Below are 22,281 nucleotides of genomic sequence, written 5' to 3'. Positions count from 1 at the left end.
AGCGGCATGCGTTTTCGTTCTAAGATGCTTATTTTAGCGCTTTGCTTTTTTAAATCCCCACATTAAATAATAAATTATAGTGAACCCGAAACAAATTACCTTCTCACGTGTTGATTCTGCTAAGTTTTTCAGAACTCTAAACAAGCGTGTCAATTCCTATTTTAAAGAAAACAACATCTCAAGAAACGGAAATTGGAGACTTCACTTGAAAACAATTATCATGTTTTCCCTCTTTCTTTGTCCGTACTTCTTATTCCTTGGCCTCGATTTCCCGTGGTGGGCACAATTACTGCTTACCGTTGTAATGGGTGTAGGAATGGCCGGTGTAGGCATGAACGTGATGCACGATGCCAATCACGGTGCGTATTCCTCAAAAAAATGGATCAATAAAGTGATGGGTGGCAGTATGTACATCTTGGCTGGTAATGTTTACAACTGGCAAGTACAACACAATGTATTACACCATACCTATACAAACATCCACGGACACGATGAAGATATGGAAGCCGGAAGAATTCTTAGGTTCTCTAAGCATTCGCAATGGAAACGCTTTCATAAATTTCAACATTACTACAGCATCTTTTTCTACGGGCTGCTTACGATCAATTGGGTATTGACTTCAGATTTTATGCAAACCAAACGTTATCTGTCGCAAAAACTCGCCTATGGCAAACTGCCTAAACCGATTACACAATGGAGCACCCTGATCATCACCAAGCTCATCTATGCCGGAATTTGGATCGTTGTTCCAATCCTGTTCTTTAACCTTGCTTGGTGGAAGATTTTAATAGGGTTCTTTATTATGCATTATGTTGCCGGACTTATTTTGAGTATTGTGTTTCAATTGGCGCACATCGTCGAAGAGACCGAGATGCCACTACCCGATGCTTCCGGATCTATGAAAAACACGTGGGCCATTCACCAGCTCTTCACCACCGTTAACTTTTCGACGAATAATAAATTGATGAATTGGTTTACTGGCGGACTAAACCACCAAGTAGAACACCATATTTTTCCGAATATTAGCCATGTACATTACTCTAGGATCTCTAAGATCGTAAAAGAAACGGCCTTAGAATTCAATTTACCTTATCACGAATATAAAACAACACGTAAAGCGGTGATCGCCCACTTTAGACACTTGCGAGAAATGGGCATGAAACCAGCAATATCTGCTTAACTATGAATCCAAAACTTTCTGACCGTATCAACAATATGGCTACTTCGGCCACCTTGGCCATGGCTGCCAAAGCACGTGAACTAAGAGAAGCTGGAAAAGACATTATTGGTCTAAGTTTAGGAGAACCCGATTTTACAATTCCCGATTTTGTAAAACAAGCCGCTATTCAAGCAGTAGAGAACGATTATCATTCTTACACACCGGTAGACGGATACGGTGACCTCAAACAGGCCATTATCACAAAGTTCAAGCGCGATAACGACTTGGTGTACCAACCTGCGCAAATCGTGGTTTCAACCGGTGCCAAACAATCACTGTACAATTTGGCTCAGGTCTTATTGAATGAAGGTGATGAAGTATTATTACCAGCTCCGTATTGGGTGAGCTATAGTGATATTAGTAAAGTAGCAGGAGGTATTCCTAAAGAGATCAAGACAACGATCGAAACAGATTTTAAGATCACTCCAGGTGAACTGGAACGTGCGATTACCTCACGAACCAAAATGATCATCTACAGTTCTCCTTGTAATCCGAGTGGTTCTGTTTACAGCAAAAAAGAACTTCGTGCGCTGGCAGATGTATTAGTACGGTATCCGGACATCATCGTTGTTAGTGACGAAATTTACGAGCATATCAATTTTAGCGGCAAACACAGTTCTATGGCCGGGTTTGAAGATATGTACGATCGTACCGTGGTGGTAAATGGCGTTTCGAAAGCGTATAGTATGACTGGTTGGCGAATAGGGTATATTGGTGCTCCCGAATGGATTGCTAGAGCTTGTAACAAAATGCAAGGTCAAGTAACCAGTGGTGCGAATTGTATTGCACAACGCGCTACGATAAGCGCTTTAGAGAATCCGCCGAGTAAGATTCAGTATATGGTGGATGCGTTTAAAGCAAGACGAAAGATCATTCTTAATTTACTTTCTGAAATTCCCGGATTTAAAACCAACGAACCCGAAGGAGCTTTTTATGTGTTTCCTGATATTTCTTATTACTTCGGAAAGACCTTAGGTGGCACGCATATTAATACGGCATCCGATTTCTCATTATATCTACTTGAAGCAGCCAATGTGGCCACAGTTACGGGTGAAGCTTTTGGCGACCCCAACTGCATCCGTATTTCTTATGCAGCTTCCGAAGAAGATATTCGAGAAGCAATTCAAAGAATTAAAGCAGCAGTTTCAGCATAATTTCACAAAAAAATGGCGAAGATCTTATTGTTAGGTAGCGGCGAACTTGGAAAAGAATTTGTTATTGCTGCCCAGCGATTAGGACAATACGTAGTTGCCGTAGACAGCTATGAAAATGCCCCAGCCATGCAAGTGGCGCATGCATTTGAAGTTATTAATATGTTAGATGGTGCCGCCTTAGATGCATTGGTCGAAAAGTATCAACCCGATTATATTGTGCCCGAAATTGAAGCCATTCGCACCGAAAGGTTCTACGAATACGAAAAACAAGGATATACGGTAATTCCTTCTGCCAAGGCTGCAAATTTCACCATGAATCGTAAGGCTATTCGAGATCTTGCTGCCAAAGAGCTGGGATTGAAAACAGCCGCCTATCGGTATGCGACCTCAGCGACCGAATTAAAACAGGCCGTAGCCGAAATAGGTATGCCTTGTGTAGTAAAACCACTTATGTCCTCTAGTGGCAAGGGTCAAAGTACCATACATACCGAAAAAGACATCGCACATGCGTGGCAATACTCACAAGATGGTTCTAGAGGGGATGTCGCCGAAGTAATTGTAGAGGCCTTTATCGATTTTAACTATGAGATCACCTTGCTTACCGTAACCCAAAAAGAAGGTCCTACATTATTCTGTTCACCCATTGGTCATCGCCAAGAACGAGGCGATTACCGCGAAAGTTGGCAACCGGCCCCTATGGATGAAACACATTTGGAAACCGCAAAAGAGATGGCCTACAAAGTAACGGAGGCATTAGGAGGTCCCGGGATCTGGGGCGTCGAGTTCTTTGTGGGCAATGATGGCGTCTACTTTTCAGAGTTATCACCCAGACCACATGATACCGGTATGGTCACCTTGGCCAACACCCAAAATTTCAATGAATTTGAATTACACCTACGAGCAATTATTGGCTTGCCAATTCCGGAAATCACCTTAGAACGGATGGCGGTTTCGGCTGTTCTTCTAGCTGACGGGAATTCAAGTAACCCAAGTTTCAATGGATTAGACGAGGTTTCCGCAGCAAAAAAAAGTGATTTTAGAATTTTTGGAAAACCCAGTGCTCGACCGTATCGACGTATGGGTGTTGTCCTTGCGTACGATGACTTGAACGCAGATCTTTCCGAAGTAATAACAAGAGCAAAACAATTGGCTTCCAAGGTAGATATTACCCTGTAAACTTAACTTCTTATCGATTACGCCAAAAGAATGGGGTAAATAGAATTAAAACTGTAAATAGTTCTAAACGCCCTATAAGCATTAAGAATGAGGACCAATATTTTGCTCCGGTGGGTAAATTAGCGTAATTATTTATGGGGCCGAGATCACCCAAAGCGGGACCAACATTTCCTAAAGTGGATGCTGCGCCACCTAGAGCGGTCTGAAAATCGAGTCCGAAAGAAGTAAACACCAAAACCCCGACTATGAACGACAGCATATAGAGTATGAAAAACGCAAGGATATTAAATACAATAGGTTGTTGAATTGCCTTATTGTTGTATCGTACCGGCAGAATTGCATTGGGATGTAGCGTACGCTTGAACTCTAGGATACCATTTTTTATCATAATGAGGTGACGTACGATCTTCACTCCACCCGAAGTAGAGCCTGAAGAACCGCCTAAGAACATTAATCCGAAAAAGAACATCATTAAAAATGGCGTCCACACGGTATAATCGGCGGTAACAAAACCTGTAGTCGTTACTATGGCCAACACCTGAAAAAATCCATGTCGAATAGCACTTTCAAACTCCCCGAGCACCATAGGGTGTGCTACCGTTGAAGCGCTTACATCGGCTTTGAAATAGATCATAATCCCTGCGACTATACTTAGGCAGATGACAAACAGCGCATACATCTTAAACTCTTCGTCTTTTACAATTTTTCTAAAATTCAGTTTAAAAGCAAAGTAACTCAGTACAAAATTGGCGCCCGCTAGGAACATAAACACCATGATGATGTATTGAATGAGCGGTTGGTCGTTCCAGAAAGCAATACTGGCATTTTTGGTAGAGAAACCACCCGTACTCAAGGTACTTAAGGAGTGATTAATTGCATCGAAAAAACTCATACCTGCTAATTTTAGCAGTACTGTTTCGATAATAGTATAGCCAACATATATAAGCCAAAGTCGTTTGGCCGTATCGGTTATTCTAGGATGCAGTTTGTCTCCGCCAGGGCCCGGTGCTTCCGCAGCGAATAATTGCATCCCACCAATACCAAGCAAAGGTAATATGGCAACCGCCAGCACGATGATCCCCATTCCACCAATCCAGTGGGTCACACTACGCCAGAACAGTATTCCGTTGGGTAAGGCTTCAATATCTTTAACAATGGTTGCCCCCGTAGTGGTATACCCGCTCATTGTTTCAAAGAACGCATTGGCAAAGCCCGGAATCGTTCCTGTAAAAACATAGGGCAAGGTTCCTGTTAGTGCCATAATGATCCAACCGAAGGTTACGATTATGTATCCTTCTCTTTTCTGAATTTCCTTTCGATGATTTCGCGTGAGGAACATAACCGTAGCTCCCAACAGTATGGTGAGCGTTCCTGCGGAAAGCATTTCACCAACCACTCCGTCCTTATAGATAAGACTGATAGCAGTTGCCAACAACATAAAACCGCCATTCACTGTGAGAAGCAGCCCCATGATATGGGAAATGATCTTAAAATTTAATTTTGAGATGGAATGCATTATACAAAGAGCTTTTCAACCTTTCCAATAGATTGTGGCAAGCAACAGACCACCACCAAATCACCCTTCTGTATGGTGAAATCTCCAAGTGCGATAACACCTTTATTGTCACGTATTACACCACCAATAATGGCCGAACGAGGAAAATCTATGTTCTTTATTTGCTTATTACAAACTTGGGAAGTGGACGAGACCATGAACTCCAATAATTCGGCATTCATATTGTTCAACTTGGTCATTGCTATCACGTCGCCTTTTCGAATATATCTGAAGATGGTATTGGCCGCTAGCAGTTTTTTATTGATAAGGGTATCGATACCAATAGAATGCGACAATTGAAAATAGTCCATATTTTCAACCAATGCGATCGTTTTTTTAACGCCTTTCGATTTAGCTACCAAACACGACATGATGTTGGTTTCGCTGTTACCGGTAACCGAGATAAAAGCGTCCATTTCTGAAATATGTTCTTCCTGTAACAACTCCACATTTCGCCCGTCACCGTTTATCACCAAACAACTTGGGATATCATCTGCGATCTCGAAGGCTTTATTCTTGTCGTTCTCGATCAATTTTACATTAAAACTGCTCTTACAAAGGTCTTTTGCGGTTTTACAACCAATATTACTTCCTCCTAGGATCATGACGTTCTTAATATCCTGACGTACTTTTCCGCTAAGCTTAAAGATTTGATCCACCCCTGCTTTGGTGGTAACGAAATAGACCTGATCGCCTTCTTTAAATTGGGTGTCTCCTCTAGGGATCAAGGTGTATTGCGTACCGTAGCGCTGTATGGCAATGGGCATATATCTCAGTTCGGGATAAATATCTGCAAGTTCTTTCACGGTTCTACCAACAAAGGCCGTTGTTCGTGCTAGCGACAGCCCTATCATCGTCAAAGCACCATTCTCGAACTCATAGGTATCGTTAAACGCACTTTGATTTAGTAATAATTCGATTTCGTTTGCCGCTAGAGATTCGGGAGAAATAAGTTCATCGATCCCAAACTTGGTAAACCCTACCTCTTCTTTGTTTTCAATGAATTCGGTGTTTGAGATACGAGCGATCGTACGCTCTGCTCCCAATTGTTTTGCCAATACACATACGGTAATATTGGTGGTCTCACTAGCAGTAACAGCGATCACCAAATCGGTTTTCGCAACTTTCGAATCTTTTAATACGGAAATAGAAGTTGCATCGCCACGAACTACCCGAATGTCTAAATGTGTATCGGCATAGGCAAGGGAATCTCTGTCAATATCTATTAATGTAATATCTTGGGACTCGAAAGAAAGGAGTTTTGCTAAATGAAATCCTACTTCACCGGCACCGGCAATAATAATTTTCATAAATGAATCGCAATAGGTAGTGCAAATATAGCCATTTTTAAGTTTGCCACTCAAATTTAGCCCTAAATGTAAAATATGGTGAATTAGCCGCTAACAATGATAAAATTTGTAGTTTTGCTGCCTGCCAAATGCGAGGCAAGCAGAACTAATAATGAAGAAAAAAGTAACTCCTTACAAAGATTCAGCGCTCAATAAAAAAGAGCAGGTCGAACAAATGTTCGATACTATTTCGGGGAAGTACGACGGACTTAACCGTGTGATCTCTTTGGGTACAGACACGGCCTGGCGAAAGAAAGTTATAAAGAAAGTGGCTGCGACAAATCCTTCAAACGTTTTAGACATTGCGACAGGGACGGGTGATCTGGCCATTCAGTTTGCTTCAAAAATACCGGATGCCAGCATTGTGGGCCTCGATCTTTCAGAAGGTATGCTTTCGGTAGCAAGAAAGAAAATTGAAGGCAATTCGCTTTCAGATAAAATTGAATTCATTAAAGGAGACAGTGAAGCCTTGCCTTTTAAAGACAATGAGTTTGATGCTATTACCGTATCCTTTGGGATTCGGAATTTTGAACATTTGGAAAAAGGACTTGCTGAGATCTACAGAGTGTTAGTACCCGGCGGCTTATTTGTGATCTTAGAGACTTCGGTCCCCACCAAGACCCCATTTAAACAAGGGTATTATTTTTATGCGCGCAAGGTCTTACCATTTATAGGAAAAGTGTTTTCTAAAGACAAAGTAGCCTATCGCTATCTAAGTGAAAGTGCTTCCGTTTTTCCTCACGGAGAGGAACTCAACAATATTTTACGCAAAATTGGGTTTATAGAAGTGAAAAATAATCCACAAACATTTGGCGTGGCAACGATTTACACAGCTACCAAATAATATATGAGAAGAATCTTTTACCTGTTAGCATTTATTTTCTTGGCGCAATCTGCTCAAGCACAGCTGTTTAACAAGGAACGACTTTCCAATTTAGAAACCTTCGACAACCGTTTTTTAACGTGGGGGTACTTTTTGGGCTTTAACAGCTATGATTTTAAATTTGATTATAAAGAAGATCTAGGGGATGCGAATACCGATGTCTTGGTAGAAGGAGAAGCAGGATTTAATGTAGGACTTGTAGGTGATATGCGCATTAACAACTACGTAAATCTACGTCTCGAACCGGGCTTGTACTATACACAACGCAATTTGATTTTTCCCGGCTTTGAAGAAGAAAAAGATTTTCTGCGAGAGGCAAAATCAACCTATATCCACGTACCTCTTTTAGTTAAAATTTCTACGAAACGACTTAATAATTTCAAACCATTTATTGTAGGCGGTATCTCTGCTTCGGTCAACCTTTCAAGCAATCAAGACAACCCGGAGGACAATTTTTCGGGTGAGTTTAGAATGACCAAGAACACCTCCTATTTCGAATTAGGATTTGGTATCGATTTTTACCTCTACTATTTTAAATTTACACCTTCAATTAGAGGAGTATTCGCAATGAGTGATGAATTGGTGCGAGATGAAGACCCTAACAGTCCGTGGACCGGCAACATCGACAAGATGGCGACTCGCGGAATCTTTGTCAATTTTACCTTCCAGTAGCACGTCTAAACTCGCTTACTAATATTGCCGTAGCCGTTGCAACATTCAAGCTTTCGGTGTCTTTTGAAGTTCCAAATTGTGGAATGGTTAATCGATGTGTTAGTTGTTGCTGAATTGCTTCGGAAACCCCTCTCGATTCATTTCCCATTACCAGTATTGCATTGGTTGGCATCTGTGCCGTATATACATTAGTACCTTGAAGCATGGCTCCGTAAATTGGCACTTCTGCATTTTGAAGGAATTCCTTAAGATCAACGTATGAAACAGTAACACGTGCCAACGAACCCATCGTTGCTTGCACTACCTTAGGATTATAACAGTCGGCCGTATCGGTCGAGCAGATCAAATGTTGTATACCAAACCAATCGCACAAGCGGATGATGGTTCCCAAATTACCGGGATCCCTAATCGCATCGAGAGCAACTGTGAGTCCTTCATAATGTGGAACTGTTTGTTCCGGTTTTTCAAACACGGCCAAAGCAGTATTGGCAGTTGTTAAAGCGCTTATTTTCTGAAGTTCGGCGGCAGTAACAATAGTAGTGGTTACCGATGCGTCTTCAAAAGTTTCCGTAGAAAAAAGCGAATGCAACCGCACCCCTGAAGCTACTAGCTCTTGAATGACTTTGGGTCCTTCGGCAATAAAGAGTCCGGTTTTATCGCGGTACTTTTTTTGCTGTAAACTTGTTATTAATTTTATTTGACCTTTACTTATCAAATTATGCTATTTTTGAACTTGAGTAATTTGCACCCATTGACCAGACACCTCACAAAAATATCATTATTTTTAACAGTAACAGTACTTCTTATTTCCTGTAATGCTGTTAAACGGGTACCTGCAGATAAATTCTTATTGACCGAAAATACGATCGTTGTAGACAGTGTTGAAATTAACGATGCCGGGGTCTACAGCCAATTGTACCAAAGACCCAATCCTAAAATCCCGTTATTGGGGATTCCTTTTGGGCTGCATATTTATAATTTGGCCGATCCACATCCGGACTCAACCTACCAGAGGTGGCTGCATAGAAAGCCTGAACGAGAGGAACGCTTGGTTAATTTTATTTCTCGTAAACAAGTTGAGGAAATTGGCAATAGTTATGTTGGGTTTAACGAATGGTTAGAGGAGTCGGGAGATGCACCGGTCATAATAAGTGAAGAGAAAACAGAGAAATCACTGGACCGAATAAAATCGTGGTATGCTAAAAGAGGGTGGTTCAACACCACCGGAGACTACACCATTACTCCTAGTGAAAAGAAAGATAAAAGGGCTTCTGTTAAATATAACATTCAGCGTTACCAACCTTATATTATCGATTCTATTACTACGGAAATCGCCTCTCCTGTAGTCGATTCATTATTTCAAGACAGTAAGAATAATACGTTTATAAAGAGCGGGCAGCAGTATGCTGCAAGCGATTTTCAGAATGAACGTGACCGATTGACCATTCAATTTAGAAATTCGGGCCTATTCCATTTCGACCAAGATTATGTTCGATTTGAAGGTGATACAGTAAATACAGGACATAAGGCCAACATTACGTATTTAATACCCAATAGGAAAATAACAGTTGGGGATTCCACGTATACGGAAGAATTTAAGGTGCATCGTATCAATCAAGTACGTGTGGTAACCGATTATCTTTTTGAAAACAGAAACGAACGATTCCAAGATTCGGCAAATTATAAAGGGTATAAGATATACAGCTACGACGATTTAGCCTACCGACCCAAGGCCATTACCGATGCCATTTCGATCGCGCCCAATGCAATTTTTAAAGATATTGATCGTACGCTTACCTACAACCAAATAAGTGATCTACGCATATTCAAATACCCTTCGATCACGTATCAAGAAGACAAAAGTGATACCACCGGCACCGGTTTGATTGCGACGGTATTATTGAGCCCGAAGAAAAAGTATACCCTTGGAGTCGATTTCGATGCCTATACCTCAACCATTCAACCTTTCGGTATCGGTTTTAGTTCTTCTTTTTTAATTCGGAATGTTTTTCGAGGTGCCGAGACATTAGAACTAACAGCAGGTGGTAGCGTGGGATCTTCAGCAGACAGAAATAGCAGTTTTTTTGACACTTCAGATCTTGGAGCCGATGTAAAACTGTCCTTCCCAAGTATTTTATTTCCTTTAAATACCGACAAGATCATTCCTAAGTACATGTCGCCATCTACCAATATCAGCATCGGTTTTAACGCTCAAAATAATATTGGTTTAGATAGGCAAAATTTAAGTACCATCTTCAATTACCAATGGAAACCCTCGAAGATAAAGAACTACCGTTTAGACCTACTCAATATTCAATACGTGAGAAATCTAAACGTAGAGAATTATTTTAACGTATTTAGAAGTTCGTTCGAGCAATTGAACGATATCGCTCAAAATATCGAAATCAACAATCCGGGTACGATAGATCCGGAGTATTACACCTTGGTAGACGATGAATTGCAACTCACGATTCCGTCGGGTGCCAATAATTTTATCGACGATGTATTAATGGGTACTATAAATCCCACCAGCGGCAACCGAGATGACTTCGATACAGTGCGCACCATCGATGAGCGTAAAGACCGACTTACCGAGAACAACCTCATCTTTGCGAGTAATTTTACATGGACTCGTGATACACGAGAAAACATTTTCGATAAGAACTTCTCACGAATTCGTTGGAAAATAGAGACCGCCGGTAATCTACTTTCAGGGATCGCTAGTCTTTCAAATTTCGAAAAGAACGAAAACGGTAATTTTGAGACCTTAGGAGTTGCGTTTTCTCAATATGCCAAAGGGGAGTTCGAGTACATTAAGCATTGGGCTTTGAATGCCGATAATATATTTGCTATACGCACTTTTGGCGGACTTGCTGTGCCTTACGGAAACAGTAGAAGTATTCCGTTTACCAGAAGTTACTTTGCCGGAGGGGCTAATGACAATAGAGGCTGGCGGGCTTACGAACTAGGCCCCGGAAGTAGTGGAAACCCTAACGAATTTAATGATGCCAACCTTAAGATCGCACTAAATGCCGAATATCGCTATACAATTCTAGGTGCCTTTAAAGGAGCGTTTTTTGTTGATACAGGCAACATCTGGAATATTTTCGATAATGTAGAAGACCCTGCATCTCGATTTGAAGGAATTGGTGATCTAAAAGAGTTGGCGGTTGCTTCAGGCTTCGGATTGCGATACGACTTTGGCTTTTTTGTTTTGCGATTCGATATTGGCTTTAAGACACACGACCCGGCAAGACCGGAGGGAGAACGTTGGTTTAAAGATTACAATTTTAATAATGCTGTGTATAACATCGGCATCAACTATCCCTTCTAAACCATTAAAATTTGTTATTTTTGCTATCCTAATTAGTCATCTCTATGAATCATAATATCCATCCCGGGGTAGCAACCGGAAGAGAAGTTCAAAAAATACATCAATACGCAAAAGCAAACGGTTTCGCGATGCCCGCTGTTAATGTGGTAGGCTCGAGTTCTATCAATACTGTTCTTGAAACAGCAGCCGAATTACGATCGCCTGTGATCATTCAATTCTCTAACGGTGGCGCACATTTTAATGCTGGGAAAGGGCTTTCTAACGAAGACCAAAAAGCAGCCATTGCCGGTGGCGTTGCCGGTGCAAAACACATTCACGAATTGGCGAAAGAATACGGAGCTACTGTTATTCTGCACACCGATCACTGTGCTAAGAAATTGCTTCCGTGGATCGACGGATTATTAGATGCAGGTGAAGCTTACTACAAACAACATGGGGTCCCTTTATACAGTTCGCATATGTTGGATCTTTCCGAAGAACCTATTGAGGAGAACATTGAAATCTCTAAACGCTATTTGGAGCGAATGAGTAAGATGGGGATGACCCTAGAAATAGAATTAGGTATTACCGGTGGTGAAGAAGACGGTGTTGACAATACCGATGTAGATTCGTCTAAACTATATACACAGCCCGAAGAAGTGGCATATGCATACGAAGAACTTATGAAAGTTAGCGATCAGTTTACGATCGCTGCTGCCTTCGGAAACGTACACGGAGTCTACAAACCGGGGAACGTAAAACTAACACCCGAGATATTAAAAAATTCTCAGGAGTATGTCCAGAAAAAATTTGAAACAGATGCTAATCCAATCGATTTTGTTTTTCACGGCGGAAGCGGATCTACCCTTGAAGAAATTCGTGAAGCCATAGGATACGGTGTCGTAAAAATGAATATTGATACCGATCTTCAGTTCGCGTTCAATGAAGGTATTCGGGATTATATGCGTGAGCATATGGAATATCTAAAAACACAAATTGGTAATCCAGATGGTCCTGAATTACCTAATAAGAAATATTACGACCCTAGAAAGTGGTTACGAGAAGGCGAATTGACGTTTAAAAAACGTTTAAAACAAGCTTTCGAAGACCTTAACAATATAAACACATTATAAACCGGGAATTGAGTTCTAACAAGAACGACCATTAAAACTCCCTTAAAAGCAACAATATGTCTTGGTTTAAAAGAACAAAAAAAGGAATACAAACACCTACCGAAGAAAAAAAGGACGTCCCTAAAGGGTTGTGGTACAAGTCGCCCACAGGTAAAATTGTAGACAGTGACGAACTTGAAAGTAATTTTTATGTAAGTCCGGAAGACGGATATCACGTGCGTATTGGTAGTAAAGAATACTTTGAAATTCTGTTTGATGACAACAAATACAAGGAATTAGACAAAGGACTTACGTCCAAGGACCCACTTAAATTCGAGGATACTAAAAAATATACAGATCGCCTGAAAGCAGCGCAAGACAAGACTGGATTGAATGATGCCGTTCGCACAGCCGTTGGAAAATCAATGGGTGAAGACCTAGTGATCGCTTGTATGGATTTTAGTTTTATTGGTGGTTCGATGGGAAGTGTTGTAGGTGAAAAGATTGCACGAGCAGCCGATTATTCACTTAAGAAAAAGATTCCTTTGATGGTGATCTCTAAAAGTGGAGGCGCTCGTATGATGGAAGCTGCCCTTTCGTTAATGCAATTAGCAAAGACTAGTGCAAAGATCGCACAACTGTCTGATGCCGGTATACCGTACATTTCTTTGTGTACCGACCCTACCACAGGAGGAACTACTGCCTCTTTTGCAATGCTTGGTGACATTAATATTAGTGAGCCGGGAGCATTAATCGGTTTTGCAGGACCTAGAGTAGTACGAGACACTACAGGAAAAGAATTGCCGGAAGGTTTTCAAACTGCCGAGTTCTTATTGGATCATGGATTCCTTGATTTTATCACTCACAGACGTGACCTAAAACGAAAATTGAACTTATATCTGGATCTGGTACTTAACCGACCGTTACGAGAAAAAACTGCTTAAAAAAAATGTCCGCAAATTGCGGACATTTTTTTTATAATTTATTTTCAAGGATTAATTTCCCAATATTATTGGGATGGTCTCACCGTTAAAAATGATAACAGCGATGTTATCGCAACTTCCATCTCCAAAATCTAATTGGGCCGTAATATTCTGTTGCTCTATTTCAAGCACACCACTCACTAAGTAAAGACAAGATAGTTCACGAATTAATGCCTCTGTTACTTCTCCATTACGTTGAAATCCATTGGTAAATGTAGTTTCCCAATTACCGGTTATCGAATATACATTATCGGTCCAGGTGCCACTACCTACACCTTCGATCCACTCGGCGATTCTAAGTCCGTCGCGAGTCGCGGTAATCTCTGTGTTTGGAAAACTAACCGTGATACTTTCGTTGACCGTAGATTGCGGATTATCGTTATCGTTTGCAATTTCGCGAAGAATAGTACCACCGCCGCTCACACCATTCTGATTATAGGTAAAATCTTGGAAGGTGTATTCGATAGTACGAGTTCCGGCTATAAATGCTCCGTATTCTAATGTGATCATTCCAGTTACGATACTTCCGTTGTTTAGTTCGCAACCATCTCCAAAATCTAGTACGATGGTGCCTCCGTCTCCGTTGGGGGTAAATTGTACAGTGGCACAATCTGGAAAAAATGAATTAATACTCGATCGTCCTTCTTCAGCTTCGGCATAGCCATTTTCCATAATAGCCAGCGTTCCTTCTATTGTATTATCGGCTTGAGCTGCACGTGTGGAGTCTTCTGCAGAGAATTGAAATTCGGTGGTTGGGCTTTCGTCTTCAGAGCAACTTGTAGCTAATAAAGCAACACTCGTTAGTGCAATACACCCAATTTTCTTGAGGATGGTTTTCATACGTTTAAATTTTAAAGTTTACATTGTTAGGACTACGATAACGTTAAATGGATTAATTTGGTATATTTTTCCGAAGAAAATTCTGTCAAAATATGTAAAAAACAGATTTGATTTTGTACTTTTGCCGCTTGCCTACCAAAGTGGTAGTCAGTACATAAAAATCATTTTAATAATATTGGCATGTATTTAGCACCAGAAGAAAAAGAAAAGATCTTCGCGAAACACGGTAAATCAAAGAATGACACCGGTTCTGCTGAAGGACAGATTGCGTTATTTACTTATCGCATCGAGCATTTAACAAAACACCTTAAAAACAACCACAAAGATTACAACACAGAGCGATCTTTGGTAAAGTTGGTAGGTAAGCGTCGGTCACTTTTAGATTATCTAATGAAAAAGGATATTTTAAGATACCGTGCGATCGTTAAAGAATTAAATTTACGTAAGTAATAAAAAGGGGCTCATTAGAGCCCTTTTATTTTTATTTTAATTACGATTCTGTCGTTCGATTTACAACGGCAGAATACATAGAAAAGCTACCCTTAGGTTTTTCATTGGTCAACCACAACAACACAACAACACTTCGACCGAAATACGGTCGTTGACCAATTATTAACGCCACAATACCTTCTGCATTTTTGTTAGAGCTGTGGCAGAAAATGAAAAACAAAATGATACCTAAAGTATTTAAAGAGGTCATAGACCTAGGTGACGGTAGAGAAATCTCTATTGAAACCGGAAAATTAGCAAAGCAGGCACATGGTTCTGTTGTTGTACAATCTGGAAATTGTATGTTACTGTGTACCGTAGTTTCTAACTACGAGCAAAAGGACCTAGATTTTCTACCATTAACAGTAGACTACCGTGAAAAATTTGCGGCTTCGGGTCGTTATCCGGGTGGTTTCTTTAAAAGAGAAGCTAGACCAAGTGACGGTGAAATCTTAACCATGCGTTTAGTAGACCGAGTACTTCGTCCGCTCTTCCCGAAAGATTATCACGCCGAGACTCAAGTAATGATCCAATTAATGTCTCACGACGACGATGTAATGCCGGATGCGATGGCTGGTTTAGCAGCTTCGGCAGCGATCCAGTTATCCGATTTCCCATTCGAGTGTGCAATTTCAGAAGCACGCGTGGGGCGCATTAACGGTGAATTTGTAATCAACCCTACACGCGCACAGTTAGCAGAATCTGACATCGATATGATGATTGGTGCTTCTGCAGATTCTGTAATGATGGTAGAAGGTGAGATGAAAGAAATTTCAGAAGAAGAGATGGTTGAAGCTATTAAATTCGCTCACGAACATATTAAAGAGCAGTGTGCGGCCCAAGAGCGTTTAGCTGCTGCCTTCGGAAAAAAAGAAACACGCGAATATCCTGCAGAACGCGAAGATGAGGAATTAGAGAAAAAGATTCGTGATATGGCGTACGACAAAGTATACGCTATTGCAAAAGGTGGATCTTCTAAGCAAGAACGTGGTGCCGCCTTTTCAGAAATAAAAGAAGAAATTAAAGCTACCTTTTCTGAAGAAGAATTAGAAGATATTGGCGATTTGGTTTCTAAATACTACCGCAAGGCCGAAAAAGAAGCTATTCGTGACCTTACCTTAAACGAAGGGCTTCGTCTTGACGGAAGAAAAAGTGACGAAGTTCGCCCAATCTGGTGTGAAGTGGACTACCTTCCATCTACGCACGGTTCGGCTCTTTTTACTAGAGGAGAAACACAAGCATTGGCAACTGTAACCTTGGGAACTTCTCGAGAAGCCAACCAAATTGATATGCCTTCTTTTGAAGGAGAAGAAACATTTTACTTACACTATAACTTCCCTCCTTTTTCTACCGGAGAGGCGCGCCCTATTCGCGGAACTTCACGAAGAGAGATAGGTCATGGAAACTTGGCCCAACGTGCCCTAAAAGGGATGATCCCAGAAGATTGCCCATACACGGTGCGCGTGGTGAGTGAAGTATTAGAATCGAATGGGTCCTCGTCTATGGCAACCGTTTGTAGCGGTACTATGGCGTTGATGGATGCCGGTGTTCAACTGAAGAAGCCTGTATCTGGAATCGCAATGGGATTGATCTCAGACGGTGATTCCGGAAAATATGCCGTATTAAGTGATATCCTTGGTGATGAAGATCACCTAGGTGATATGGACTTCAAAGTAACGGGAACGGCCGATGGTATTACTGCCTGCCAGATGGACATTAAAGTGAAGGGATTATCGTACGAGATCCTGGTTAATGCGTTAAAACAAGCTGCGGAAGGTAGATTACATATCTTAGGTAAGTTGACCGATACTATTGCACAACCAAATGCAGAAGTAAAAGCACATGCCCCTAAAATGGTTACGACGGTTATTCCAAACGAATATATTGGAGCCTTAATCGGGCCTGGTGGAAAAGTAATTCAAGAGTTACAAAAAGAAACCAATACCACTATTGTAATTAATGAAGATCCAATAACCGAAGAAGGTATTGTTGAGATCTTAGGTACAGATCAAGCGGGAATCGATGCTGTATTAGCGAAGATAGACTCGATCACGTTCAAGCCTGAAGTGGGAAGTGTTTATGAAGTAAAAGTAATCAAGATGCTCGATTTTGGAGCTGTGGTCGAATATACTGAAGCACCAGGGAACGAAGTATTATTACACGTTTCTGAACTAGCTTGGGAACGCACCGAAAATGTTAGCGATGTCGTTAATATGGGCGATGTGTTCGACGTGAAATATTTTGGAGTAGATTCTCGTACACGTAAAGAGAAAGTATCTCGAAAAGCGTTGTTGCCAAAGCCGGAAGGATATCAGGAGCGATCTTCTTCCAGAAATGACAGAAGCGGCGGAAAAGGCCGTGACAACAGAAACAAAGGTCGTGATAACAGAAACAGAAATCGCGACTAAATAATTCATAATGAATGCAATAAAAATCGCCTTTCAGAAATGAGAGGCGATTTTTTTTATATCTTTAGGTAATCATTCGTTTCAATGAAAGAACCTTCAGAAAAAAAACAACACCTTAGTCGTCGCTTTTTTATTAAGTCTACTTCGGCATTTGCGGCCCTAGCACTTATGCCTCACTCGGTAAAAGCATTTTATCACGATATAAAAGACACCTTCTTTATAAAGAAAGAAATAATCGGGTTACAACTAAAGATCAATGGCAAAGCGTATAGCTTACGATCCGATAGCCGAACCACCCTATTAGATCTTTTAAGAGAACAATTACAGCTAACCGGTACTAAAAAGGGATGTGACCATGGGCAATGCGGCGCGTGCACGGTTCATGTGAATGGAGATCGTGTATTGAGTTGTCTCACACTGGCTGCCACTTTACCTCAAACCGAAGTCACCACTATAGAAGGGCTTGCTAACGGTTCGGAACTACACCCAATGCAAGAAGCTTTTTTGGAACATGACGGATTTCAATGTGGTTATTGCACTCCAGGGCAGATCATGTCTGCTGTAGCCTGTGTTAAGGAAGGACATACCAATTCGGTGGAAGAGATCAAAGAGTTTATGAGCGGAAACATTTGCAGATGTGGGGCGTATAACGGAATTACAAACGCCGTAAAGAGTGTTGCAACATGAAGCCATTTGAATATCATACCGCCACCAATGCAGAACAAGCCACTGATTTGGCAAATAAGAACAGTCAATACTTGGCCGGAGGCACCAATCAGATCGATCTCATGAAGAAACATATTAATCAGCCTAACACGTTGATTCATATAACAGCCGCCTTGCCAAATTCGATCGAGATTACCCCTAAAGGTGTACTAATTGGTGCTTCGACCAGCAATAGTATGGTCGCGGCGCATCCAGATATCAAAACATATTATCCACTACTTTCCAAAGCAATATTGGCAGGAGCATCGCCGCAAATTCGCAATATGGCAACTACGGGTGGAAATCTATTACAACGTACTCGCTGTCCTTACTTTTACGATACGACTTTTGATTGCAACAAACGTAAACCGGGCAGTGGTTGTAGTGCACTTAATGGCCATCAACGAATGGCCGGCATAATTGGTAATTCCAATGCTTGTGTAGCGGTACACCCCTCCGACTTTTGCGTGGCCCTTGCCGCGTTGGATGCAGAAGTTTTGATCATTAAAAAAGATGGAAGCACTAAAAAAATTCCATTTGAAAATTTCCATAAATTGCCGGGCGACACGCCGGCACTAGATAACAATCTACCTGCCAATGCCCTCATCACTGCTGTATTTGTTCCAAGTAATGATTTCAATGAAAATTTTGCCTATATAAAAATTAGAGAGCGAGATTCCTATGCGTTTGCTTTGGTTTCGGCGGCGGCGACACTGTCTATTAAAAATGGAGTGATCAAAGAAGCGCGTATTGCTTCTGGTGGTGTAGCGCACAAACCTTGGCGTTGGTTTGCTTCGGAAGCTTATTTAAAAAATAAACCGCCCACTAGAGCACATTTTGAAAGAGCTGCAACTATCGCTGCTTCGGAAGTAAACCCTTTACAAAACAATACATTTAAAGTCCCTTTATTAGAAGGTGCGATCACATCGGCATTGTTAGAATCTATTTCAACTAAATAAACGTCAAATGACAGCTGCATCGAAACATATAAGTGCTAATAACAGAGGGCGGGTTGAAGGAATCGCAAAAGTAACAGGTAAGGCCACATACTCTGCAGAATATCAACTGCCGGGATTGGTGTACGGCGTGCTTGTGGGCAGTACGATTACCTCTGGAAAAATAACCCATTTAGACGTTGAAGGAGCTAAACAGGCCCCTGGTGTTGTTGCTGTATTATCGTATTGGAACAAGCCCAATGCCAGTGGTCTTGATAATTTAGAGAGCAGAGACAAACTTCCCATTCATCACAAATTTTTTCACACCACTCAAATAGATTTTAATGACCAACCTATTGCGTTGGTACTAGCTGAAACCATAGAAGATGCTACCCACGCCGCAACATATGTAAAAGCAACATACGATGAAGCTCCCTTTGATATTGACTTTAGCTCAGCAAGTAAAAAAGCCGAACTAAAAGATGCTCAAAATGATCGAGGCAGCAGCAGCGATTGGGCGAATGCACCTTATAGCGTGGATGAAGAGTATACCATTTCTATGGAGGTACATAATCCTATGGAAATGCATGCTACCATCGCGCATTGGGAATCAGACGATCAATTGCGATTGTACGACAAAACGCAAGGTGTTAATGGAGTACAGGAAAACATAGGAACTATCTTTGGTCTTGACCCAACGAACATTAGAGTGACTAGCGAATATGTTGGTGGTGGATTTGGATCCGGACTATTGGTTTGGTTTAATACGGTTGCAGCCGCACTAGCAGCAAAACAGCTGGAGCGACCTGTAAAGGTTGTGCTCACAAGACCGCAAATGTTTACAATGGTTGGATATAGGCCAGAATCGTGGCAACGGGTAAAAATAGGAGCCGACGAAACAGGCAAACTCTTAGGTATTATTCATCAATCAAAACACAACACCTCACAACAACATTACTTTGCAGAAGGAATTACCGGTATTGCCCACAAGGTATATGGATTTAAAAATGTGGAACGAAATTTCGCTGTATTCCCACTTCACCTCTCCGCTCCTACCTGGATGCGCGGACCGGGTGATTCGACCGGTACCTTTGGGGTAGAATCTGCTATTGATCAGTTATGCTATCAACTTAATGCCGATCCTGTTGAAATTCGATTAAAGAACATTGCACCATACGATATGCAAACCGGGAATCCTTGGTCATCACATTATCTAAATGAATGCTTAGAACGAGGTGCTAAGGAGATAGGCTGGAATCAACGCCCGAAGCAACCGCGACAACTTAAAAACGGAGAATGGTATACGGGCTACGGTATGGCTGTTGGATTATGGACCGCCTTTCGCAGAAATGCAGGCGCTTCCATAGAAATGAATCGCGATGGCAACCTTGTTGTGAGAACGGCTATGACCGATATTGGAACAGGGACCGGTCAAGCCATGGTGAATATGATCCACACTTTCTTGGGGGTTCCTAAGAACAAGATTGCTATAGAATTAGGAGATTCAGTCCATCCAAGATCGGTAACACAAGGCGGAAGTTGGGGACTATCTTCATTGAGTGGTGCCATAGATGCTGCCAGTACTGCGCTTAAGAAAGAAATAGCTTCTTATGCCTCTAAAGACAATGAATTGTGGAATGCTTCGGAAGTGCGATTAGGTGAAACTGGCGTGTATTCTTCAGAAAACAAAAAACAAACTATTTCCTACCAACAACTTTTTGATTCGAATGCACTAGAAAGCATTAATGTTGAAGAATATTCGAATGCAGGGGAAGAACGTGAAAAATATGGTTTCTGTTCTTCCGCAGCACATTTTTATAAAGTACGAGTACATTCACTTACAGGTAAGGTAAAGGTTGATCGCATGGTAATTGTAGTAGATGCAGGAACCGTCGTAAACCCACAAGCAGCTGCCAACCAAATTATTGGTGCAGGTGTGGGTGGCGTTGGAATGGCCTTAAGAGAAAAACAAGACATAGATAAATCCACCGGTCGACTAGTTGCCAACGATTTTGCCGGTTATCATGTAGCGGTCAATGCCGATGTTCCAATAATCGAGGTTTCATTTATAAACAAACCCGATCCAAATATCAATCCAATGGGCGCCAAAGGGCTTGGTGAAGTAGGCTTAATTGGATCGGCACCGGCAATTACTAATGCAATCTATAACGCTATTGGAAAACGATTTAGACACCTCCCTGTGACTCCGGACAAAATAGTTACTTCATAAACGCGATTCACTTAGATTAAACTTTTGCTCTTTTTTTTTGTGTCGGCCACAACATCAATCTATTATCCCTGTCAGAGTAGTACGGTTTGAACTGCAATTTAACTAAACAACATGTTTTTTATTTTTTTCACGCAACTGTTTTCTTATCGATCAGACTAATAAGAAAGCAAGATCATGAGAAACAACTTATATTTCCTTTTAGTTTCCGTATTCATCGTACTCATTAGCTGTGAGAATGAGCCTATAGGAGAAATAGAATATACCACCGAATATATTGAAGTAGATTCTGAACTATACAATCTAATCTATAGAGTTTCTAATAACACACTTGACGATGAGATTAGCTGTATTGACTTCAACTACCCTTTTGCCTTGTTCGTGTTTGACGAAAATCAAGAATTTATTGAAGCCGTAGGAATATCGAATGATGTAGAATTTCAAATTTTACTATCCAACTTATTGGATGGTGAATCTGTAAGCCTAAGTTTTCCAATTACAGGAACTACCAGTGACGGAACCTTAATCGAAATAAACAATAACGAAGATCTCTTAGAGGCTATTAATAATTGTGTGCGTCAAGAAGCGATTCTAGAATGCAACGGTATCCTAACTACACAAGCATGCACTTGGAATATTCTTTCAATCAGTAATTCATATCAAGAGTACAACGGCTCTACGTTTAAAATAAACCTTGATGGTTCACTTAATTTTTATTTCGAGAATGCTGTGTACTTCGGTACTTGGATCACTTATTTTGTTGACGACGATCTACGGTTAAATATAAATCTAAACGATATGCACATGATAGGTAACGATTGGAATTTAGAGTGGGATGTGACCTATGACTCCAATGATTTAATGCGCTTAGAGAACTCATTGGGCGTTGTTGAAATTCATGCGAACTGCGAATCTGTCTGTGATGGCACAGTATATAAAGAATGTGAGCTTCAAAATGATTCGGGAGTTGCTGAATTCAATTTGAACAAAGCTATCAGTTGTTTAGGGATTCAATATCACCTAAATGATTCGGAAGCTATTTCCATCACGTTTTACGAATCAGAAACAGATGCAATATTAGGCGAAAATGCTATCACAGAAGAATTGTATAGCAACGTTTTAAATCCACAACAATTATTTGCCCGTATTGTAGATAGGTACTCAGAATCGTTTATCGACGTATTTCCCTTTAGTATTGAAGCCATTCCTTGCGAAGAATAAAATATATCCATTTATAATCAACGAATTTGAGACACTTGAT

General features: G+C 41.0%; 18 protein-coding genes. 14 read left to right on the top strand and 4 right to left on the bottom strand.

Annotation, left to right across the window (positions count from 1 at the left end):
• Window positions 1-220: 220 nt before the first annotated feature.
• Genes DWA30_RS00145 through purT form a run of 3 tightly spaced genes read left to right on the top strand, consistent with a single transcriptional unit; the run spans window position 221 to window position 3,549 of the window.
• On the top strand, window positions 221-1,180 hold the full coding sequence (locus DWA30_RS00145; RefSeq protein WP_245933827.1) for a fatty acid desaturase family protein: 960 nt from the start codon (window positions 221-223) through the stop codon (window positions 1,178-1,180).
• A 2-nt stretch (window positions 1,181-1,182) separates the two neighbouring features.
• Entirely contained in the window at window positions 1,183-2,373 is a 1,191-nt protein-coding gene (locus tag DWA30_RS00140; protein ID WP_114490520.1) for a pyridoxal phosphate-dependent aminotransferase, read from the top strand.
• 12 nt (window positions 2,374-2,385) lie between these two features.
• Window positions 2,386-3,549 (top strand): formate-dependent phosphoribosylglycinamide formyltransferase, encoded by a 1,164-nt coding sequence (gene purT / locus DWA30_RS00135; protein ID WP_114490519.1) that lies wholly within the window; start codon window positions 2,386-2,388, stop codon window positions 3,547-3,549.
• A gap of 10 nt (window positions 3,550-3,559) precedes the next feature.
• Here purT and DWA30_RS00130 read toward each other — a convergent pair whose 3' ends face one another.
• Together DWA30_RS00130 and trkA are read right to left on the bottom strand one after the other, a co-directional pair.
• Entirely contained in the window at window positions 3,560-5,065 is a 1,506-nt protein-coding gene (locus DWA30_RS00130; RefSeq protein ID WP_114490518.1) for a TrkH family potassium uptake protein, read from the bottom strand.
• Window positions 5,065-6,414, bottom strand: coding sequence for a Trk system potassium transporter TrkA (gene trkA, locus DWA30_RS00125; RefSeq protein ID WP_114490517.1), 1,350 nt, complete (start codon window positions 6,412-6,414; stop codon window positions 5,065-5,067). The genes DWA30_RS00130 and trkA overlap by 1 nt, the downstream gene beginning before the upstream one ends.
• 151 nt (window positions 6,415-6,565) lie before the next feature.
• Between trkA and ubiE the strand changes: the two genes are divergently transcribed.
• A complete protein-coding gene (ubiE, locus tag DWA30_RS00120) occupies window positions 6,566-7,297 on the top strand; it encodes a bifunctional demethylmenaquinone methyltransferase/2-methoxy-6-polyprenyl-1,4-benzoquinol methylase UbiE (protein ID WP_114490516.1) in 732 nt (243 codons plus the stop codon).
• A gap of 3 nt (window positions 7,298-7,300) precedes the next feature.
• Window positions 7,301-8,008 (top strand): type IX secretion/gliding motility protein PorT/SprT, encoded by a 708-nt coding sequence (porT, locus tag DWA30_RS00115; RefSeq protein WP_114490515.1) that lies wholly within the window; start codon window positions 7,301-7,303, stop codon window positions 8,006-8,008.
• Here the strand turns inward: porT and DWA30_RS00110 are convergent.
• The gene (locus DWA30_RS00110; RefSeq protein ID WP_114490514.1) at window positions 7,995-8,723 is read right to left on the bottom strand and encodes a TrmH family RNA methyltransferase; all 729 of its coding nucleotides are present in this window, start codon (window positions 8,721-8,723) and stop codon (window positions 7,995-7,997) included. The genes porT and DWA30_RS00110 overlap by 14 nt on opposite strands.
• 36 nt (window positions 8,724-8,759) lie before the next feature.
• Between DWA30_RS00110 and tamL the strand changes: the two genes are divergently transcribed.
• Genes tamL through accD form a run of 3 tightly spaced genes read left to right on the top strand, consistent with a single transcriptional unit; the run spans window position 8,760 to window position 13,377 of the window.
• Entirely contained in the window at window positions 8,760-11,342 is a 2,583-nt protein-coding gene (gene tamL, locus DWA30_RS00105) for a translocation and assembly module lipoprotein TamL (RefSeq protein ID WP_317048318.1), read from the top strand.
• A gap of 44 nt (window positions 11,343-11,386) precedes the next feature.
• Window positions 11,387-12,454 carry a class II fructose-bisphosphate aldolase gene (gene fbaA / locus DWA30_RS00100; protein WP_114490513.1) on the top strand — a complete coding sequence of 356 codons (1,068 nt, stop codon included), beginning with the start codon at window positions 11,387-11,389 and terminating at the stop codon, window positions 12,452-12,454.
• A gap of 56 nt (window positions 12,455-12,510) precedes the next feature.
• Window positions 12,511-13,377 carry an acetyl-CoA carboxylase, carboxyltransferase subunit beta gene (gene accD, locus DWA30_RS00095; protein ID WP_114490512.1) on the top strand — a complete coding sequence of 289 codons (867 nt, stop codon included), beginning with the start codon at window positions 12,511-12,513 and terminating at the stop codon, window positions 13,375-13,377.
• Between the two features lie 51 nt (window positions 13,378-13,428).
• Here accD and DWA30_RS00090 read toward each other — a convergent pair whose 3' ends face one another.
• Window positions 13,429-14,256: a hypothetical protein gene (locus DWA30_RS00090; protein ID WP_114490511.1), complete on the bottom strand. Its 828-nt coding sequence runs from the start codon at window positions 14,254-14,256 to the stop codon at window positions 13,429-13,431.
• A 180-nt stretch (window positions 14,257-14,436) separates the two neighbouring features.
• Between DWA30_RS00090 and rpsO the strand changes: the two genes are divergently transcribed.
• The 6 genes from rpsO (at window position 14,437) to DWA30_RS00050 (ending at window position 22,241) form a co-directional block, all read left to right on the top strand.
• On the top strand, window positions 14,437-14,706 hold the full coding sequence (rpsO, locus tag DWA30_RS00080) for a 30S ribosomal protein S15 (protein ID WP_114490509.1): 270 nt from the start codon (window positions 14,437-14,439) through the stop codon (window positions 14,704-14,706).
• Window positions 14,707-14,927: 221 nt separating this feature from the next.
• Window positions 14,928-17,153 carry a polyribonucleotide nucleotidyltransferase gene (locus DWA30_RS00070; protein WP_114490522.1) on the top strand — a complete coding sequence of 742 codons (2,226 nt, stop codon included), beginning with the start codon at window positions 14,928-14,930 and terminating at the stop codon, window positions 17,151-17,153.
• Window positions 17,154-17,237: 84 nt separating this feature from the next.
• A complete protein-coding gene (locus tag DWA30_RS00065; protein ID WP_114490507.1) occupies window positions 17,238-17,840 on the top strand; it encodes a (2Fe-2S)-binding protein in 603 nt (200 codons plus the stop codon).
• Window positions 17,837-18,817, top strand: a complete 981-nt coding sequence (locus DWA30_RS00060) for an FAD binding domain-containing protein (RefSeq protein WP_114490506.1) — start codon at window positions 17,837-17,839, stop codon at window positions 18,815-18,817. The genes DWA30_RS00065 and DWA30_RS00060 overlap by 4 nt, the downstream gene beginning before the upstream one ends.
• 7 nt (window positions 18,818-18,824) lie before the next feature.
• On the top strand, window positions 18,825-21,023 hold the full coding sequence (locus tag DWA30_RS00055) for a xanthine dehydrogenase family protein molybdopterin-binding subunit (protein WP_114490505.1): 2,199 nt from the start codon (window positions 18,825-18,827) through the stop codon (window positions 21,021-21,023).
• 174 nt (window positions 21,024-21,197) lie between these two features.
• Window positions 21,198-22,241, top strand: a complete 1,044-nt coding sequence (locus tag DWA30_RS00050) for an FIDD domain-containing protein (RefSeq protein ID WP_114490504.1) — start codon at window positions 21,198-21,200, stop codon at window positions 22,239-22,241.
• Window positions 22,242-22,281 lie beyond the last annotated feature (40 nt).

The organism is Candidatus Ulvibacter alkanivorans, from assembly GCF_003333325.1.
In the GTDB taxonomy this organism is placed as follows: domain Bacteria; phylum Bacteroidota; class Bacteroidia; order Flavobacteriales; family Flavobacteriaceae; genus Ulvibacter_A; species Ulvibacter_A alkanivorans.
The sequence above is the reverse complement of the archived record's forward strand: the minus strand, read 5'-3'. Positions and strand labels throughout refer to the sequence as shown.

Bases quoted from the DNA above. Each gene is read 5' to 3' on its own strand.
- DWA30_RS00140 (WP_114490520.1), top strand. From the start codon at position 1,183: ATGAATCCAAAACTTTCTGACCGTATCAACAATATGGCTACTTCGGCC.
- DWA30_RS00130 (WP_114490518.1), bottom strand. From the start codon at position 5,065: ATGCATTCCATCTCAAAATTAAATTTTAAGATCATTTCCCATATCATG.
- ubiE (WP_114490516.1), top strand. From the start codon at position 6,566: ATGAAGAAAAAAGTAACTCCTTACAAAGATTCAGCGCTCAATAAAAAA.
- DWA30_RS00065 (WP_114490507.1), top strand. From the start codon at position 17,238: ATGAAAGAACCTTCAGAAAAAAAACAACACCTTAGTCGTCGCTTTTTT.
- rpsO (WP_114490509.1), top strand. From the start codon at position 14,437: ATGTATTTAGCACCAGAAGAAAAAGAAAAGATCTTCGCGAAACACGGT.
- porT (WP_114490515.1), top strand. From the start codon at position 7,301: ATGAGAAGAATCTTTTACCTGTTAGCATTTATTTTCTTGGCGCAATCT.
- trkA (WP_114490517.1), bottom strand. From the start codon at position 6,414: ATGAAAATTATTATTGCCGGTGCCGGTGAAGTAGGATTTCATTTAGCA.
- purT (WP_114490519.1), top strand. From the start codon at position 2,386: ATGGCGAAGATCTTATTGTTAGGTAGCGGCGAACTTGGAAAAGAATTT.
- DWA30_RS00060 (WP_114490506.1), top strand. From the start codon at position 17,837: ATGAAGCCATTTGAATATCATACCGCCACCAATGCAGAACAAGCCACT.
- DWA30_RS00070 (WP_114490522.1), top strand. From the start codon at position 14,928: ATGATACCTAAAGTATTTAAAGAGGTCATAGACCTAGGTGACGGTAGA.
- DWA30_RS00055 (WP_114490505.1), top strand. From the start codon at position 18,825: ATGACAGCTGCATCGAAACATATAAGTGCTAATAACAGAGGGCGGGTT.
- fbaA (WP_114490513.1), top strand. From the start codon at position 11,387: ATGAATCATAATATCCATCCCGGGGTAGCAACCGGAAGAGAAGTTCAA.
- accD (WP_114490512.1), top strand. From the start codon at position 12,511: ATGTCTTGGTTTAAAAGAACAAAAAAAGGAATACAAACACCTACCGAA.
- DWA30_RS00090 (WP_114490511.1), bottom strand. From the start codon at position 14,256: ATGAAAACCATCCTCAAGAAAATTGGGTGTATTGCACTAACGAGTGTT.
- DWA30_RS00145 (WP_245933827.1), top strand. From the start codon at position 221: ATGTTTTCCCTCTTTCTTTGTCCGTACTTCTTATTCCTTGGCCTCGAT.
- DWA30_RS00050 (WP_114490504.1), top strand. From the start codon at position 21,198: ATGAGAAACAACTTATATTTCCTTTTAGTTTCCGTATTCATCGTACTC.